The 16,658-nt window shown below is 63.7% G+C and carries 15 protein-coding genes; 3 read left to right on the top strand and 12 right to left on the bottom strand.

Going from position 1 to position 16,658, the window contains the following annotated elements; all coding sequences use genetic code 11:
- Positions 1-483: 483 nt before the first annotated feature.
- The 12 genes from CQ14_RS22510 to CQ14_RS22455 form a co-directional block, all read right to left on the bottom strand.
- Positions 484-1,962 (bottom strand): HlyD family type I secretion periplasmic adaptor subunit, encoded by a 1,479-nt coding sequence (locus CQ14_RS22510; RefSeq protein WP_057860007.1) that lies wholly within the window; start codon positions 1,960-1,962, stop codon positions 484-486.
- On the bottom strand, positions 1,949-4,087 hold the full coding sequence (locus CQ14_RS22505) for a type I secretion system permease/ATPase (protein WP_057860006.1): 2,139 nt from the start codon (positions 4,085-4,087) through the stop codon (positions 1,949-1,951). Before CQ14_RS22505 ends, CQ14_RS22510 begins: the two co-directional genes overlap by 14 nt.
- Before the next feature lie 389 nt (positions 4,088-4,476).
- Positions 4,477-5,493, bottom strand: a complete 1,017-nt coding sequence (locus tag CQ14_RS22500; RefSeq protein ID WP_057860005.1) for a zinc-dependent alcohol dehydrogenase — start codon at positions 5,491-5,493, stop codon at positions 4,477-4,479.
- A 102-nt stretch (positions 5,494-5,595) separates the two neighbouring features.
- Entirely contained in the window at positions 5,596-6,141 is a 546-nt protein-coding gene (locus CQ14_RS22495; RefSeq protein WP_057860004.1) for an FGGY-family carbohydrate kinase, read from the bottom strand.
- Position 6,142: 1 nt separating this feature from the next.
- Positions 6,143-6,352, bottom strand: coding sequence for an FGGY family carbohydrate kinase (locus CQ14_RS22490; protein ID WP_057860003.1), 210 nt, complete (start codon positions 6,350-6,352; stop codon positions 6,143-6,145).
- Entirely contained in the window at positions 6,349-7,296 is a 948-nt protein-coding gene (locus CQ14_RS22485; protein WP_063800397.1) for a sugar-binding transcriptional regulator, read from the bottom strand. The genes CQ14_RS22490 and CQ14_RS22485 overlap by 4 nt, the downstream gene beginning before the upstream one ends.
- Entirely contained in the window at positions 7,293-8,093 is an 801-nt protein-coding gene (locus tag CQ14_RS22480) for an inositol monophosphatase family protein (RefSeq protein WP_199805585.1), read from the bottom strand. Before CQ14_RS22480 ends, CQ14_RS22485 begins: the two co-directional genes overlap by 4 nt.
- Before the next feature lie 34 nt (positions 8,094-8,127).
- Complete coding sequence (locus CQ14_RS22475; RefSeq protein WP_057860001.1) at positions 8,128-9,672, bottom strand: alkaline phosphatase D family protein; 1,545 nt, start codon at positions 9,670-9,672, stop codon at positions 8,128-8,130.
- A complete protein-coding gene (locus CQ14_RS22470; protein WP_057860000.1) occupies positions 9,669-10,430 on the bottom strand; it encodes a glycerophosphodiester phosphodiesterase family protein in 762 nt (253 codons plus the stop codon). Before CQ14_RS22470 ends, CQ14_RS22475 begins: the two co-directional genes overlap by 4 nt.
- A 9-nt stretch (positions 10,431-10,439) precedes the next feature.
- The gene (locus tag CQ14_RS22465) at positions 10,440-11,360 is read right to left on the bottom strand and encodes an ABC transporter permease subunit (RefSeq protein ID WP_057859999.1); all 921 of its coding nucleotides are present in this window, start codon (positions 11,358-11,360) and stop codon (positions 10,440-10,442) included.
- 4 nt (positions 11,361-11,364) lie between these two features.
- Complete coding sequence (locus tag CQ14_RS22460; RefSeq protein WP_057860033.1) at positions 11,365-12,315, bottom strand: ABC transporter permease subunit; 951 nt, start codon at positions 12,313-12,315, stop codon at positions 11,365-11,367.
- A 116-nt stretch (positions 12,316-12,431) separates the two neighbouring features.
- Positions 12,432-13,772 (bottom strand): extracellular solute-binding protein, encoded by a 1,341-nt coding sequence (locus tag CQ14_RS22455; protein ID WP_057859998.1) that lies wholly within the window; start codon positions 13,770-13,772, stop codon positions 12,432-12,434.
- Positions 13,773-14,066: 294 nt separating this feature from the next.
- Between CQ14_RS22455 and CQ14_RS22450 the strand changes: the two genes are divergently transcribed.
- From CQ14_RS22450 to CQ14_RS22440, 3 genes are all read left to right on the top strand, one after another.
- Positions 14,067-15,575: a helicase HerA domain-containing protein gene (locus CQ14_RS22450; protein ID WP_057859997.1), complete on the top strand. Its 1,509-nt coding sequence runs from the start codon at positions 14,067-14,069 to the stop codon at positions 15,573-15,575.
- Positions 15,576-15,727: 152 nt separating this feature from the next.
- A complete protein-coding gene (gene greA, locus CQ14_RS22445) occupies positions 15,728-16,210 on the top strand; it encodes a transcription elongation factor GreA (protein WP_057860032.1) in 483 nt (160 codons plus the stop codon).
- A 128-nt stretch (positions 16,211-16,338) separates the two neighbouring features.
- Complete coding sequence (locus CQ14_RS22440; RefSeq protein WP_057859996.1) at positions 16,339-16,611, top strand: hypothetical protein; 273 nt, start codon at positions 16,339-16,341, stop codon at positions 16,609-16,611.
- Positions 16,612-16,658: the final 47 nt, after the last annotated feature.

Raw genomic sequence — 16,658 nt, 5'->3', positions numbered from 1 at the left:
GGCCCGGCGCCGACGCACCGGCCTGCGCGGAGCCCGTGCCCGGTGCACTCGGCGCGCTCTGACCGGCCGCGAACGAGGCCATGGCTTCCTTCAGCGCTGCCTCGCCGAGCAGCGGTTCCGCGGCAGCTTTGCTTGCCGTCTTGGACTTGTTCACTCGCCGCCCCCTCGGCGCTGTCTTCCTGGTATCCGACATCCATTGCTCCCGCTATCGAGGCGCCGCCGGATACTAGAACAACGCTCCCCTCATGCACAGCACCGCGCGTTCGCCGCGAAGCGCGCCCAATTGATCATGTCAAGGTAGGAATGGAACGCCGAGCCTAGCTATTCCCTGCAAAGCGCGCCCGCGCGTTGAAATTATCGAGAACGCATATACCCCCAACCCGATAGGCCGGAAGCTAGACCACCAATTTATGGTTGCGCAAGTGAAAAGTGGACGACACGCCCGCCCCGCCCTGTTTTGGGCACGACATTGGACGGTGTTCGTCACCTTTCCCGCAAGCTCTCCTGCTTGTAGCGCAGCAAGGGCGAAAGCAGATACTCGATCACGCGCCGCTGCCCGGTCTTGATCTCGACCGTGGTCGCCATGCCGGGAGCCAGCTCGACCACGCGATTGTCGATCTGCATGTTCGTCCGGTCGAGCGATACGCGCGCGGCAAAGATCAGTTCCTGTCCGGGCGGCTCGCTGGATCGCGCCGCCTGTCCGGACGACTGGCGATCGCTATTGGCCGTATTGGCCGGCTTTTCGCGGATCACCGCGTCCTGCGACACGCTCAAGACCTTGCCGTGCAACAGGCCGTATCGGGTGAAATTGAAGGTATCGATCTTGATCTCGGCGTCATCGCCCTCGCGGACAAAGCCGATATCCTTGTTGGGGATCATCGCCTCGATCTCGATGCCCGCCCCGGTCGGCACCACCACCATCAGCGCCTGCGCCGGGGTGACCACGCCGCCGATCGTGTGCAGCGCGAGCTGCTGCACGGTGCCGTCGATCGGCGCCCGCAGGATCTGATCCTGCATGCGCTTTTCGGCCTTGACCAGATCTTCCGTGAACTGCGCAACTTTCGGCTCGGCTTCGGCCAACTCGGTCATGATGCCACGGGCGTACTCCGCCCTGGTCTGCTCGCGCTGCGCCTCCAGCGCCTTGCGGGCGGCGAGGGATTCAGCGGCACGGCGTTCCTGCACGACGAGGTCGTGGCGCTGCTCGCTCAGCTTCAACTGCGCATCGAGGTGGGCAATGCGGTTGCCGAACTCCATCTTCATGACCCTTTCCCGGACCTCGGCGGTTTCTGCGATCAGGGGCAGCCCGGCATTGAGCTTGGCGATGACAGCGGCAATTTCCTCAGCCTCCGCGACCTTCTGGGCAATCTGTTGGTCGAGCGCCGACATCTTCGCAGCCTGCTGTTCGGCCTGCGCAATCATCGACGCCCGGGTTCGCGAAACTTCATACGCAGGCGCGCCTTCCGGCGGAACGAATTCGCCGCTGCCTGTTCCGGCATCCAGGCCGGCACGCAGCGCGGCCAGCCGCGCCACATCCAGCCGCGACCGCAAGTAATCGTGCCTGATGCGGTTGCGCTCGGAGGTGCTGGCGGTACGGTCGAACTCGACAAGGATCTGTCCTTCCTTGACCCTGTCTCCATCCCTGACATGAACGGCGGTGACCATGCCGGTCTCCAGCGGCTGGATAACCTTGGTTCGGCCGACCGGCACGATCTTGCCCGGCGCGGTCGCGATGATGTCGATGTGGCCGAAAATCGACCAGGCCAGCGCGATCAGGAAGAAGACGATCAGCGTGGCGGCGACGGCCCTGCCCGCTGGCGAGGCCGGTGTCTCGATAATCTCAAGCGCCGCCGGCAGGAACTCTCGCTCGGCGCGCCGGGTATGGGACGACGGGCGCAACGGCACGACGTTGCCTGAGTTCGCTGGACCTTCCGGGGTTGGCGCCGCCGCCTCAGCCGACTTCATGGAGCCCCGCCTGCATGCGATGGAGCTTGGCGTAACGGCCGGCGCTCCGGATCAGCTCGTCATGGCTGCCATCCTCGACGATCCGTCCACGTTCGATCGTAATGATGCGATCGGCCTGGCGCACGGTGGAAAGCCGGTGGGCGATAACGATGACGGTGCGGCCTTGCGCGATCCGGCGCATGTTGTCCTGCACGATGCGCTCGCTCTCGTAATCCAGCGCCGAGGTCGCTTCGTCGAAAATCAGAATTCTGGGATCCCCTATCAGCGCACGCGCAATGGCGATGCGCTGGCGTTGACCGCCGGACAAACCGCTGCCGCGTTCACCGACCATGGTGTCATAGCCGTCCGACAGTTCCAGGATAAAATCGTGCGCGCCCGCAAGCTTGGCGGCGGCCATCACCCGCTCGATCGGCCATGATGGATCACCAAGCGCGATGTTGTCGCGGATCGAGCGGTTGAACAGCACGTTCTCCTGGAGCACGACGCCGACCTGACGCCGCAGCCACGCCACGTCGACGACGCCGACATCGACGCCGTCGATAAGGACTCGTCCGCTCTCCGGGACATACAACCGCTGCACCAGCTTGGTCAGCGTCGATTTGCCCGAACCCGACGGACCAACGATGCCGATCATCTGGCCGGGCGGTATGTCCAGACTGATATCCTTGAGCACTTCGGGCCCGTCGAGGCGATAACGAAACGTGACGTGATCAAACGCGACCGCGCCACGGATCGCCGGCAACGCGGCGCGGCCCGGACTATAGGTCGGCTCCGGCACCGCATTGAGGATGTCGCCAAGCCGACGGATCGAAAGCCGGGCCTGGTGAAAGTCCTGCCAGAGCTGCGCCAGCCGCAGGACCGGCTGAGCGACGCGGCCGGCCAGCATATTGAAGGCGACGAGCTCGCCGACGGTAAGATTGCCATCGATGACAAGATACGCACCGAAATACAACGTCAGCGCGGTGACGATCTTGCTGATGAGTTGCACGCCCTGGCTGGCCCAGTTGCCAAGCGACAGCACCCGAAAACTGGCCTGCACATAGCCGGCGAGCTGCTCCTCCCAGCGACGCTGCATCTGCGGCTCGATCGCCATCGCCTTGAGCGTTTCCACGCCCGTCAGGCTCTCGACCAGAAATGCCTGATTTTCAGCCCCGCGATTGAATTTCTCGTCGAGACGCTCGCGGAAGATCGGCGTCACGGCCGCGGAGATGCCGATATAGAAGGGGAACGACCCGATCACGATCCAGGTCAGCAACGGTGAATAGTAAAACATCACCGCCAGGAAAACGATCGTGAAGAACAGATCGATGACGAGCGTGAGCGCCGAGCTGGTCAGGAAGTTGCGGATGTTCTCCAGTTCGCGCACGCGCGCGACCGAATCGCCGGCCCGCCGTGCTTCGAAATAGCCGATCGGCAGCGCCATCAAATGGCGGAACAGCCGCGCACCGAGCTCGACATCGATGCGGTTTGTCGTGTGGGAAAACACGTATGTTCTTAGAGCGCCCAACAAGGACTCGAAAATCGAGACTGTGAGCAGCCCGAACACCAAAACGTCGAGCGTGGTGAGCCCACGATGCACCAGCACCTTGTCGATCACGACCTGGAAGAACAGCGGCGAGACCAGCGCGAACAGCTGCAGAAAGAACGAGGCGACCAGCACCTCGGTAAGGAGATGGCGATACTTGTGCATCGCCTGCAGAAACCAGGTGACGTCGAATTTGCGCGCGAGATCGCTCAGCGAAGCGCGCCGCGTGATCAGCACGAGCCGGCCGCTCCAACGCTCCTCAAACTCCGCACGGCTGAGCAGTTGCGGACGCCCGACCTTTGGATCCTGGACCAGTGCCTTGTCGGGACCGACCTGGGCCAGAATAACGAACTCGCCGTCGCGGCCTTCCGCAAGCGCGGGCAGCGGCGTCTTGACCAATCGGCTCCATTCCGTCGTGATCGTCCGAGCGCGAAGTTTAAGGTCCCGCGCACAGCGAAGGAACTCCTCGCTGCCGAACCGTGCAACCGGATATTGATGCCTGATCTGCGCAGGATCGGCTGCGATCTCCCGGAAACGCAACAGGAGAACCAGCGCCTCGACATTCGTCGACGGCGAAACGCCCCCACTTTCGTCGACCATAAAACGCAGCCCCTACCCCTACTATTTTGGGTTTAATCTGACATTTAGATCAATTTCAACCGAAAAGCTGGGCGTCCCGCCTGCTTTGCGCCGATCCCGGTCGCCGGATTCCTTTCTCTACTATCGCTCTCCTGTGATCCCGATCATGCGGTTGCCGGAGTTTCAGCGAACGCCTTTCGCGACCTCGCCTGCCCGCTTTTGATTGGACAATTAAATCCAGGGAAGCAAATTAGGGCGCCTCAATGCGCATCGAGAAATGACGAAACAAGACTGAATGTGCAGCTTCCATTTCAGGATCGGCGGCCTAGCACCGCTTCTGCCTGGACAAGACGGGTCGCTAGCCAGAGATGCCAGATCGCCTGCGTCGGCACGTCATTCGCACGTCAGACCTACGGATAGATGATCGCCTTGATGATTCCGTCGCGACGCGCGACCTGCTGCTCGAACGCGGCCGGCGTCTGGTCGAGCGAAAAGCGATGCGTGGCCAACGGGGAAAGCTTGACGCGGCCGCTCTGCGTCAGCGCAATTGCGCGCGGATAAACCTCCGGCATACGCCGGGAGAATTTGATCGACAGTCCCTTGCGGCGCGATTCGGCACCGCTCAGGACGTATTGATTGTTCTCGGGAATGCCGACGATGACGAGACGGCCGCCGATGCGGGCGCAGCGCGCGGCGTGCTCGAAACCGTGCGAAGAGTCGGTCGCCTCGATCACGAGGTCGGCGCCACGGCCCTCCGTCGCGCCCGCGACCTCGTCATGGCTGCGGCAAGCGACGTCAGCGCCGAGATCGCAAGCCAGCGCGGTGCGCTCATCCACCGGGTCGATGGCGACGATCTTGCCGGCGCCAGCCAGCCGCGCCAGTTGCACCAGCAGCAATCCTACCGGGCCGCAACCGAGCACGGCGACCGTTTCCATTAGTCGCGGGCGCGCGAGGTCCATGGCATGGATCGCAACCCCGAGCGTCTCCAGGAGCGCCGCGGCGGCGGGATCGATGCTGTCAGGCACGACATGTACGGCGGATTTCGGCACGCAGACGAACTCGGCCATGGCGCCGTTGTTGGGCGCGTAGCCGAGGAAGCGTACGTTCGGGCACAAATTGGTGTGGCCGCGGTGACACCATTCGCAACGGCCGCAGGAAATCGCAGGATCGACCGCCATCAGCGCATCGGCCGGCAACCCTGCCCGTCGCGCGGTGTCGGGGGTCAGCGTGCCGGAGAATTCATGACCGAGCACGAACGGATTGATCCGGGTCGGGCCGGTAGTGCCGCCTTCGAGATAGGAATGCAGATCACTGCCGCACACGCCGACGGCCTTGACCCGCACGATCACTTCGTCTGCCGCAGGCGTCGGCGCCGGGATGTCAGTGACGCGGATGTCGCGAATGTCGTGGAGAACCGCTGCGCGCATGTCCAAGCCCTGATCCCTGATTGTTTTCCGGCGGTGCCATCGGCACGTGCAATATACATCTGTCTTTTTACAATTACAAATGTTCTACTTCGTCAATAAGGCTCAGGAACCTGGCATTTTGGCATAGTGCTGCCGGAAGATCTCGCGTCGCGCCTGCAAGCCGGCGCAGGATGCGGTATCAGGCTCAAGCGTGATCGTGGCGTTCGACGCGGCCTCCCCGATCAAAGCGCCTCCGCTGGCTTGCCGCGCCAGGAGCGCGGCGCCGAGCGCGGGCCCGAGCGGTGCAAGCGGCGGCAACAGCAAGGGACGGTCAATCACGGTCGCAATGAGCCGTCCCCAGAAACGGCTGCGCGCCCCGCCGCCAACCAACGCGATCGTATCAATGGGCGCACCCGCTTCCGTCAGCGCATCGTGGCAGTCGGCCATCGCGAAGGCGACGCCTTCCAGCACGGCGCGGGCGATGTGAAGCGGCCCTGCCGCGGCGCGCAGGTTCGACAGCGTGGCGCTGGCGAGCGGATCATCATGCGGGGTTCGTTCCCCGCCGAGATAGGGGAGAACACCGGTATCTCCGCCGGCGAAAGATTTGCGGCCTCGATCTCGGCGACGAACCGCCCAATCGACGCGACGCCGAGAATGCCTGCGATCCATGTCAGCGCGCTGGCAGCGCTGAGGACGCGAGGCGGTCGAGCACGGCGGCGGCCGCCGCCCACCATGCGTCCGGATGCTGCTCCGACCACAGCGGTTGTGGGCGATCGATCGAAAGCGGCGCTTCCGCCGCGGCCTGCTCGCGATCCTCGGCGTCGACGATGATCGCCTTGACGCAGGAGGTGCCGATGTCGAGCCCGAGAAACAGGCTCACCGCTGCTTGCCGATCAGCTTGAGCGCGCCGGCTGCGGCCTTCTCGTCCGTCACCAGCACCTTGCCGATCCGGCCGAGCAGCGCCGCCGCAATGACCGGCGCCTTGTTGGTCCCGCCCGCGATCAGCATCACGGTCGGTGCCCTCGCGAGTTTCTCGATCGGCAACGCGATCGCGCGCGCGTTGATGCCGTGGTTGATCTGCCGGCCGGACTGGTCGAGATACTGCCCGAGCACGTCACCGACGGCGCCGGCCGCGCGCAAATCCTCGATGCCGACGTCGGGCGGCAGTCCGTGCCGAACCAGCAGCGAGCGCGGCGAGAGGTCGCCCATGCTGAGCAGCGCGAGATCGATCCGATCGACGCGGTCCAATACCTCGGCATAGACTTCCTGCGCCATGAAAGTGTCGCGCGAGCGCCGACTGCTGGCATAGATCGGGGCCGCCAGATAGCTGCATTTTGCGTGCAGCCGGCGCGCTAGCTCGCCCGCGATCTCGAAAGTGTTGAGCTCAAGGCCGCGCGAAAGCCCGCCCATCATCGAGACGATCCAGAGCTCCGGATATTCCGCGGGCGTAACGTGGCGGATGGTTTCGCGCAAGGTCGCGCCCCAGCCGATGCCGACGGTACGTGGGCGCTTCTCTTCCAGGAATTTCGACAGATAGGCCCCCGCCGCCATTCCGATCAGGCTGGCAACCAGTTCGGGGTTTTCCGGACTCGGAATCACCACGGCATCATCGAGCCCGCATTGCTGCCGCAACTGATGTTCGAGCTCGGTGCAGTTTGCGAAGGCCGAATTGAGCCGGATGCTGACGATGCCGCTATGCCGCGCCTCCGAGAGCATGCGGTTGACTCGCGCGCGCGTCAGTCCGAGCCGCTCGCCGATCTCGGCCTGGGTCAGGTTTTCCATGTAATAGAGCCAGGCGACCCGCAGGATGGTCTGGTCACTCACAGCGCAATCTCCTGCAGCAGCCTCAAAAGCTCATCATGAATGTGGCCATTTGAGGCGATCTTTTGCAAATCGTCAAACCGCGAATCGGCGCCCGCAATCGTGGTCACGCGCCCGCCCGCCGCGTGTACCAGCGGCATCGCAGCGGCGTGCGAGACGAGATCGGCCTTGACCGACACAAAGGCATCGAGCTGGCCGGTCGCGATCCATGTCATCTCGAGCGCGCCCGAGACCACGATGCGGACACCTCGCACCGCCGAGCCAAGCCGTTCGATGATGGCCGCGGCTGTCCGAACTTCGTCGGGCTGATAATGCGAGGTCAGGATCACCGAGACCACCGCGTCCGCAAGCGCGCGCGTGTCCGACACCCGCACCGGCTTGCAGTTCACGGTCGCAAGGGCGCCGCGCACGTAGCGCCCGCGGATGTCGGCCAGTGGCGACTCGACGAGGCCGACCAGCGCCTCGCCGCCATCATGGTAGGCGGCGCTCACCGAGAACCACGGCAAACCGGTAGCGTAGTTTATGGTGCCGTCGAGCGGATCGACGATCCACCGCGACGAGCTTGCGCCGCCGCTAAAGCCCCGCTCCTCCGAAAGGATCGCGGCTCCCGGCGTCAGCGTCTTCAGCCCGTCGATCACGACCCGTTCCGCGGCAAGATCGGCATCGGTGACGATGTCGCGCAGCTCCTTGCGCGCGGTCGCGCGCGGCGCACGTTGCATCTCGACCAACGTCGCGGCCGCTTTCGCCACCACCGGCTCGGCGCCGCGCATCAGCGCCATCAAATCCGTCTCAGCGGGCATCGGCATCAACCTTGTTGGCTGGAAGCTGTTCAATTCAAGCTGCCTTCACGCCGGGCACACCATCCTCGACCGCGAAGGTCGCGAGCCGGCGTACCGCGCTATGCGCGTCCTTGACGTCGTCGAGCGCTTCGAAACCGACCGTGCAGGATCGCACATCGAGCGCTACGACTGCATAGCCGCGCTTTTCACCGTTTGCATAGACCAGGCCCGGATTGCCGGCGAGCGCATTGCGCACGCTGCTCTCGCCCGGTCCGTCCGAGGTAATCGAGGTGCCGACGAATTCGGCCGCGATGGTTGCCTCACGCGGCCGCGAAAAATCGCGTTTGAGATTGGCAGCAAAGTAAGCGTGGCGGTCGCCGCCGATGACGACGGGATTGCGCACCTTGTGGGTGACGATCGAATCGAGCAGGCGGCGGCGGGCATTGGGATATCCATCCCAGCCATCCATCCAGAAGCGGTCGCCACCTTCCTCGTCTTTTCGCCTGGTTTCGGCCATCAGCGTCTGCTGCGCCACGATGGTCCAGCGCCCCCTTCTGTCGCCCAGGCGCGCATCAAACCATCGCTCCTGTGAACCTCCGAGCATGGTGCGCGCCTCCTCGGTTCGCTCCTCGCAGTCCGCCACCGTCGTCGGACGCCCACCCTTCACGCAAGCCGGCGCGGAACGGTATTGCCGGTCGTCAAGCAGCAGCAGGTCCAGCATGTCGCCGAAACGATAATGCGCGTAGATGGTCGCATTCGGCCCAATTGGACGCGCCGACGGCGGCAACGGCATATGCTCGTAATAGGCCTGGTAGGCCGCGGTGCGGATCTTCAGGAATCGCTGCGGGTCGCGTGTCGTGTAGGAGCGGTCATTGGCGTAATCGTCGGCCACCTCGTGGTCGTCCCAGATCGATAGCCACGGAAAGGCGGCGTGTGCGGCCTGCAGGTCAGCATCGGATTTGTAGAGCGCGTAGCGATTGCGGAACTCGGCAAGCGTCGTCGGTATCCCAACGCCGTGCTCACGCACATGGCGCGTGCCCCAGGACTTTTCGTAGATGTAATCGCCGAGATGCACGACCAGATCGAGATCGCGCGCGGCCATGTCGCGATACGCGGTGTAGTAGCCCTGCTCGTATTGCTGGCAGGAGGCGAAGGCAAACCGGAATCGGCTGTTGCTCCCGACTGGCGCGGTGCGGGTGCGCCCGACCGGGCTCACCGCCGAGCCAGCGCGGAATCGGTACCAATAGATACGGCCCGGACGCAGGCCCTTTGCCTCGGCGTGTATCGAATGCGCAAGCTCCGCGGTCGCCCGCTCGACGCCGCGCGCGGCGATGCGCGTAAATCCCTCATCTTCTGCAACCTGCCATTCGACCTCGACCGGTGCAGGCGTCATGCCGCCCTCCTCGAGCGGCCGCGGCGCGAGGCGCGTCCACAGGATGACGCTGTCCTCGCGCGGGGCGCCGGACGCAACGCCAAGTGTGTATGGATCCGCGCCGAACGTCACCGGTGCACCACGCACGATTCCGAATGGCGAGGCCACCGCGACGCTGGCCAGCGAGCCCGCGAGGAAGCGCCGCCGCTGCATCACGAGGCCGCTCATGATGGCGCGGGCGCGGACAGCATCCCGCGCCGGATATTCACCGCGAGATCCGGCCGGTCCGTGGTGATCTGCCGCACCGGCTGGGCGAGCCAGTGGGCGATCTCCTGCGGCTCGTTCGTCACCCAGGCACCAAGCCGTTCGCGGCCGAGAACCTTCAGCGCCAACGGAAGCGTCAGGGACAGCAGCGACTTCTCGATCGCCACGATGGAGTCCGGGATGGCGGCGAGACGGTCGAGTGCTGATGAGATACCACCCATCATCTCCGCCGATCGCCGATCCAGCGAGACCAGCACCCGCGCCTGCGGGGACAGCCGCCGCACCATCTCGACCACACCGGGGACGAAGCAGGTGATCACCGCGCGCCGCTCCAGCCGCCGCCGCTTCACCGCGTCCACGAGGCGCCCTTCGATGCCCGGATAGGGATTGCCGAAGGCATCGGTCTTGATCTCGATGTGAAGCTCCAGCCGTGAGTCGCTGTACAGATCGAGCACGGCGTCAAGCGTCGGAATGCATTCTTCGCCAGCCTCGCGCAGGCGCGTGGCGGTCAGTTGTTTCAGCGTGCGGACACCGACCGGTCCAGCGTCATGGGTGGTGCGATCGAGCAGCGGATCGTGGATGACGACCAGCGCGCCGTCGACACTCTGGTGAATATCGAACTCGACCGCTTCGACGCCAAGTCCGCTTAGATTGCGGAAGCCGAGCAGGCTGTTCTCCGGCCAAAGGTCGCGGGCGCCACGGTGTCCGGCGATGAAAACCATGCTTCGTCCCTATTTGCTGCTGTCGATGAGCCCTTTGAGGAACCAGCGCTGCAACAGCAATATCACCAGCGTCGGCGGCAGCATCGTGAGCAGCGCGCCGCTCATGGCGATGTTCCAGGCCGGCTCATTGTCGGAGCGCGGGATCAGATTCTTTAGCGCGATCACGGCGGTCGCCATGTCCTTGTCGGTGGTGAACAGCAATGGCCACAGATACTGGTTCCAGCCGAACAGGAACAGGATGATCGCAAGCGCTATGATGTTCGAGACCGACAGCGGCAGCAGGATGCTCCAGAAGAACCGCAGCGGCGAGGCGCCATCGAGCCGTGCCGCCTCGCACAGTTCGTCCGGCACCGTGAGGAAGAACTGGCGGAACAGGAAGGTTGCGGTGGCGGACGCGATCAGCGGCAGGATCAGCCCTGGATAGGTATTGACCATGTTCCATTCGAGCGCAATCGCTATGTCATGGCCGCTGATCCATTTCCAGAGATCGCCGAGATGCAACATCTCGGCGAGCCATTGCAGCGGCAGCGCGGCATTCGCCACCGCCTCGAACGTCGGCACGATCCGCACCTCGATCGGCAGCATCAGCGACATGAAGATCAGCCAGAACGCCAGCATTCGGTAGCGGAAGCGAAAATAGGTGATGGCGAAGGCCGAGAGCAACGACACCGCGATCTTGCCGGCGGCAATGCCGACCGCCACCACAATGGAATTGAGGAACGTGCGGCCAAACTCGGCCTTGACCCAGGCCGCCTGCAGATTGACGACAAACTGGTCGCCCGGCAGCCACGGCAGCGGTACCTTCTGCACCTCGGCGATCGTCAGCGAGCCCGCGACGAAAGCAAAGTAAAGCGGCACGCACACTAACAGCGCGCCGGCGATCAGGATCGCGTGACAGATTGTGTCGAGGACGGGTGCGCGTTCCACCATGCGGTCAGACCCCGTAATTGACCTTGTGGTCGAAATAGCGGAATTGCAGCAGCGTGCAAATCAGCGCGAACGACATCAGCAAAACCGACTGCGCCGCCGAGGAGCCGAGGTCGAGATTGACGAAGCCATCGACATAGACCTTGTAGACCAGGATATTGGTCGCGCCGGCCGGCCCGCCATGGGTGACGGCATCGATGATGGCGAAGGTTTCGAAGAAGCCGTAGATGAAGTTCATCACGGCGAGGAAGAAGACGGTCGGTCCGAGCATCGGCAGCGCAATCAGGAAGAAGCGCCGTATCGGTCCGGCGCCGTCGACGGCGGCCGCTTCCATCAGCGAGGCCGGCACTGCCAGCAAGCCGACGGCCAGGAAGATGTAGTTGTAGCAAATGTGTTTCCAGGACGCCGCCATGATCACGAGCCACAGCGCATCGCTCGGATTGCGGTTGGGATCCCAGCCAATCCCGAGCGCGTGCAGCATATGTGCGAGCGGGCCGACGACGGGATTGAACAAAAATGCCCACAGGATGCCGGCGATCGCCGGCGCGATCGCATAGGGCAGCAGGATGACGGTCCGGTAGACGGAACGTGCGCGCACCACGCGGTCGGTGGCGAATGCCAGCACCACGCCAACGGCAAGCGTGATCACGTTCTGCGCCACCGTGAACCAGAGCGTTGTGACGATCGACTGGCGATATTCGCCATTTGCGAACAGCGCCTTGAAATTGTCGAACCACACAAACTGGACGTTGTTGCCGAATGGGTCGCTGAGCAGCACGGACTGCATCAGCGCGCGCAGCGACGGGATGAAGAAGAAAAACACCAGGATCAGGAACTGCGGCAACAGCAACAGTGTCGGCAGGCCAGGCCCGTGGCCGAAATTCGCCCGCTTCAGTCCCGGCTCACGATCGGGTCGGCCGCGCTTGGTCGTCTGCGCCCTGCCGGGCCGGGGCGGCATCGCGCCACGCCCGACGACGGCTCCACCGGGCGGCGCATGCTGCGTTCTGGTCAGGCCGGAAGGCTGCGCCACTGGCGCCGCGGACGCTTCGGACAAGACGATCGGCGAGCCTGCATTCATTTCGACTTGCCGTCCGCCTCGGTATCCTTTCCGGCGTTCAGCTTCTCGAACTGCCGCAGGATCTCGTTGCCGCGCTTGACGGCGTCATCCATGGCCTGCTGCGGCTGCTTCTGACCGGTGAACACCGCTTCCACCTCGGTGCGTTGCGCCAGCATCGTCTGCACGAAATTGCCAAAGCGGAAGCCGCGCGAATTTTCGCTTGGCGTGCCGCGGGAGAGCTGCAGCACCGCGATTTCGCGCGTCGGATGGTCCTTGTAGTAGCCGCGCTCGCGCGCCAAACCGTAGGCCTTGTTGGTCGCGGGGACGTAACCGGTCGCGCCATGCCACCATACTTGCGTCTCCGGTTGGGCGACGAAATCGAGGAAGGCCGCGACCGCATCGTAGCGTTCCGGCGTATGGCCTTTCAGGACCCATATGGCGCCGCCGCCGATCGTGCTGTTGAGCGGCGGATTGACGTCGTTCTCGTGCGGCAGGAAGGTGGCGCCCCACTCGATCTTGGCGTTGCGTTCGATATTGCCGTGCGAGGCAGTCGAGTTGACGAAGGTCGAACAGCGCCCGGAGGTAAACAATTGCTCGGGGCTGAAGCCTTGGCCTGCGATCTGCAGGACGCCATCATCGAGCCATTTCTTCAGGCGGGCGACCTGCGAGACCACCTTGGTCTTGTTGTAGACGAACTCGGTGCCGAGCCCGTCGAAGCCGTTCGCGAGCGTGCCGTAGGGCTGGTTGTTGATGGCGCTGTAGTTCTCCAGCAGGCTCCAGTAGAAGTCGCCCGGCAATACCGAGCCGCACTCGCTTACGCCCTTGGCCTTGATGGCATAAAGCTGTGCCTCCAGTTCCTGCCAGGTGTCGGCCGGCTTGTCGAAGCCTGCCTTGCGGAAGTGCTCCTTGTTGTACCAGAAGATCGGCGTCGAGGAGTTGAACGGCATCGCCGACATCCGGCCCTTGTAGCTCCAGAAGCTCGCCACCGGCTTGATGAAGTCGGGCCAGTCGATCTTGTAGCCCTTCTGGTCCATGAGTTCCTGCACCGGCACGATCGCGCCCGAGAGCAACATCGTCATGTAGCCGCGCTCGGCGATCTGCACCATTTCGGGCGGCCGCTTGGCGCGATAGGCTGCGATCACGCCATTGGTGACCTCGTCGTAATTGCCCTTGGCGACGGCAACGACGGTATATTTGTCCTGCGATGCATTGAACTTCTCGACCAGCTCGTTGAGCCGGTCGCCCAGCACGCCGCTCATGGCGTGCCACCATTGCACCTCGACACGCGCCGCCTGTGCTGGAGCGGCGAACGCCAAAACCCCGAACAAAGCCGCGATGAATGCAGTTTTCCTGTTCATGGCGATTCTCCCTCGCAACGCCCGAGTCAGCACCTCGATGGTGCGGCCCTGATCATTTGTATTTCTACAATGACATATGTGTCGGGATGATGAAAGGGGGCGAGGTGTGACGATTTTGATGCGGTGCGGGGCGCTCGTGCTCAAAAATGATTGTCCCTTCACCGGGCGTCGCTCCCAACCTCTGATCGCGTTCGACCGGCCGTGGAGAACACGGGAGTAGTCGGCCATGGGCGCTCGACGGGCTGCGATCAGATTGTTAAGCCCGCGTCCGCTAAGGAGAGTTTGAGTCGGGACATGACCGTTGCGATCGAGATGGGACAGACGACGGCAGGCGCCCCGGCTAACCTCGACCTTGAGGAACTGCTGGCGACTCGGCTTTTGGTGCAGGGCAATTCGGGCTCCGGCAAATCCCATTTGCTGCGCCGGCTGCTGGAACAGAGTGCGCCCTGGGTGCAACAGACCATCCTGGACCCCGAAGGCGACTTTGTGACGCTGGCCGACCGTTTCGGTCACCTCCTGATCGATGCCGAGGACCACACCGAGCGGGGCCTGGAGGTCGCTGGCGAGCGCGCGCGCATCCATCGCGTCTCCACGGTACTCAATCTTGAGGGACTTGACGCCGAGAATCAGATGCGGCGCGCCGCCGCCTTCCTCAGCGGGCTTTTCGAGGTCGCCCGCGACCACTGGTACCCGATGCTTGTGGTGGTCGATGAGGCACAGCTGTTCGCGCCGGCAGTCGCCGGCGAAGTTTCGGACGAGGCGCGCAAGCTCTCGCTCGGCGCCATGACGAACCTGATGTGCCGTGGCCGCAAACGCGGGCTTGCGGGGGTCATCGCCACCCAGCGACTGGCGAAGCTCGCCAAGAACGTCGCGGCCGAGGCGTCCAATTTCCTCATGGGCCGAACCTTTCTGGATATCGACATGGCGCGCGCCGCCGACCTTCTGGGCATGGAACGGCGACAGGCAGAGGCCTTCCGGGATCTGGAGCGCGGGCAATTCATGGCGCTGGGACCGGCCCTCTCCCGCCGTCCGCTGGGCCTGCGCATTGGTCCGACGGACACCACACCACGCAACGCGACTCCGCGCCTGATGCCTCTGCCGGAAGCGACACCGGACGCGCACGCCATCATCCTGGCAGCACCGCCGCCCGAGAATAATCGGCCCCAGCGCCGGTCGCCGCCGGATCTCCTCAACCAGCTCATGGCGGCGAAGTCAGCGGCGCTGGAGATCCGTCCCGAAGCGGTGGAACAGCCACTCAGCGCCGAGGAACTGGCGGAGCGGCGCGAGCGGGTCGATCGTATTCTGCGCGCCATCATGGCGGAACCCGACGCAGGATTCCGCGCGATCGGCGTCCTCTATCAGGAATTCGTGGTCCGCTGCCGGATCGAGGGCCTCGGTTCGGCCGTGCCGGACCTCGGTGACTTCCGTCGCATGCTGACGCGCGCCCGCGCCGGGCTCGGCTCCGATATGGCAGAGGATGACGGGTGGCAGGATGTCTCCGTCCGCGCCTCGCTTCTGCCGGAGGACATGCAGGGCGTCTTCATGATGATCGCCCGCGCGGCGAAGGAAGGCTGGCCCTGCCCGGGCGATGCAGCGATTGCCCGCGCCTACGGCTCGCATTCGTTGCGCCGTGCGCGACGACTGCTGACCTACATCGAGGAGCAGGGCCTGATCGTTTGCCAGCTTGATGGTGCCGGCCGGCGGATCGTGACGCTCGTCGAACTGGCCTGGGCGACCGCGCCGGGCGACCCCAATGCCGAGGAACTGCCGACGGAGCAAGGCTGCAGCAGTTCCGCTCCATGATGCGACGGCTAACTTTTGATAATGGCGGCCGTCTCGCTCAGCGGTATATGATTCGCAGAAGCCGTTGAGCGTTGGGCTAAAATTCCCTTGACGTGTCCGCGCTCTTGTCGCCGGCCGCTTTTTGCATATCTCGCATAAAAGGAGTTTTGAGCTTGAGCGTTGCCTTCACCAAGGAAGACAGTGCCGAAACGGCGTCGGAGACATTGCTCCCCGACCGCCCGATTTCGCCTCATCCGAACCTTGTTACGGAAGCGGGATTGAAGGCTTTGGAACTTCAGCTCCACCAGGCGCGCGAGGCGTACGAGACCGCACAGAAGATCGAAGACGTGAATGAACGACGGCGGCAAGCAGCAATCCCCTTGCGCGATGCGCGATACTTTGCGGCGAGAGTTCGTACGGCTCAGGTCATCCCAAATCCGACGTCGACCGACACCGTCGCCTTTGGAAGTACGGTGACCTTCAGGCGAGACGACGGGCGCGTGCAGAAATATCGTATTGTGGGAGAGGACGAAGCGGACCCCAAGGCCGGTTCTATTTCCTTCGTATCGCCGGTGGCAGGGCTTCTGATGGGCAAGGCTGTCGGGGATGAAGTCGGCGCGTCCGGCCACGAGCTTGAGATCATTTCAATCTCATAGCGCGCGCCCATACCGGATGCGGCCGGAAGGCCTAAATCAAGCTATGCACGCCGATACTCGGCCCTTCCAAAAAAGGTGCTCGTTGCTGCAAACTGCACATCTGCGATTCGCAGATGTCTTGAGGGGCCATGAACGAGACACTGATATCCGCCTGCACGATGTTCCTCGTCCCAGCAACGCTGTTATTCGGCGCCTTGGGCGTCGCGAACTCGTCCTTTCTCAAGGTATTGGTCTGCCTGCTTGGCGCGGCCACGGCGGGACTATGGCTTTATCGCGTATGGTGGTGGACAAGCCTGTCTTTGATTGATCGCAGAACGGCTCTCGGCCTCGCGGGCATGTATGCTTTTGCGTGGCTGATAACGTTCCTGGTGCAGTTGAAGAATTTATTTTCATCGCAATAACCGACTCCGCTTCGCTGAAATGTTTCGCGGCGTGCTTGGCGGCACGT

It is taken from the genome of Bradyrhizobium lablabi, assembly GCF_001440475.1.
In the GTDB taxonomy this organism is placed as follows: Bacteria; Pseudomonadota; Alphaproteobacteria; order Rhizobiales; family Xanthobacteraceae; genus Bradyrhizobium; species Bradyrhizobium lablabi.
The sequence above is the reverse complement of the archived record's forward strand: the minus strand, read 5'-3'. Positions and strand labels throughout refer to the sequence as shown.

Coding starts and splice junctions, on each gene's coding strand:
- CQ14_RS22460 (WP_057860033.1), bottom strand. CDS start 12,315: ATGCCGCCCCGGCCCGGCAGGGCGCAGACGACCAAGCGCGGCCGACCC.
- CQ14_RS22465 (WP_057859999.1), bottom strand. CDS start 11,360: ATGGTGGAACGCGCACCCGTCCTCGACACAATCTGTCACGCGATCCTG.
- CQ14_RS22505 (WP_057860006.1), bottom strand. CDS start 4,087: ATGGTCGACGAAAGTGGGGGCGTTTCGCCGTCGACGAATGTCGAGGCG.
- CQ14_RS22475 (WP_057860001.1), bottom strand. CDS start 9,672: ATGAGCGGCCTCGTGATGCAGCGGCGGCGCTTCCTCGCGGGCTCGCTG.
- CQ14_RS22450 (WP_057859997.1), top strand. CDS start 14,067: ATGACCGTTGCGATCGAGATGGGACAGACGACGGCAGGCGCCCCGGCT.
- CQ14_RS22440 (WP_057859996.1), top strand. CDS start 16,339: ATGAACGAGACACTGATATCCGCCTGCACGATGTTCCTCGTCCCAGCA.
- CQ14_RS22510 (WP_057860007.1), bottom strand. CDS start 1,962: ATGAAGTCGGCTGAGGCGGCGGCGCCAACCCCGGAAGGTCCAGCGAAC.
- CQ14_RS22470 (WP_057860000.1), bottom strand. CDS start 10,430: ATGGTTTTCATCGCCGGACACCGTGGCGCCCGCGACCTTTGGCCGGAG.
- CQ14_RS22495 (WP_057860004.1), bottom strand. CDS start 6,141: ATGGATCGCAGGCATTCTCGGCGTCGCGTCGATTGGGCGGTTCGTCGC.
- CQ14_RS22455 (WP_057859998.1), bottom strand. CDS start 13,772: ATGAACAGGAAAACTGCATTCATCGCGGCTTTGTTCGGGGTTTTGGCG.
- CQ14_RS22480 (WP_199805585.1), bottom strand. CDS start 8,093: ATGCCCGCTGAGACGGATTTGATGGCGCTGATGCGCGGCGCCGAGCCG.
- CQ14_RS22500 (WP_057860005.1), bottom strand. CDS start 5,493: ATGCGCGCAGCGGTTCTCCACGACATTCGCGACATCCGCGTCACTGAC.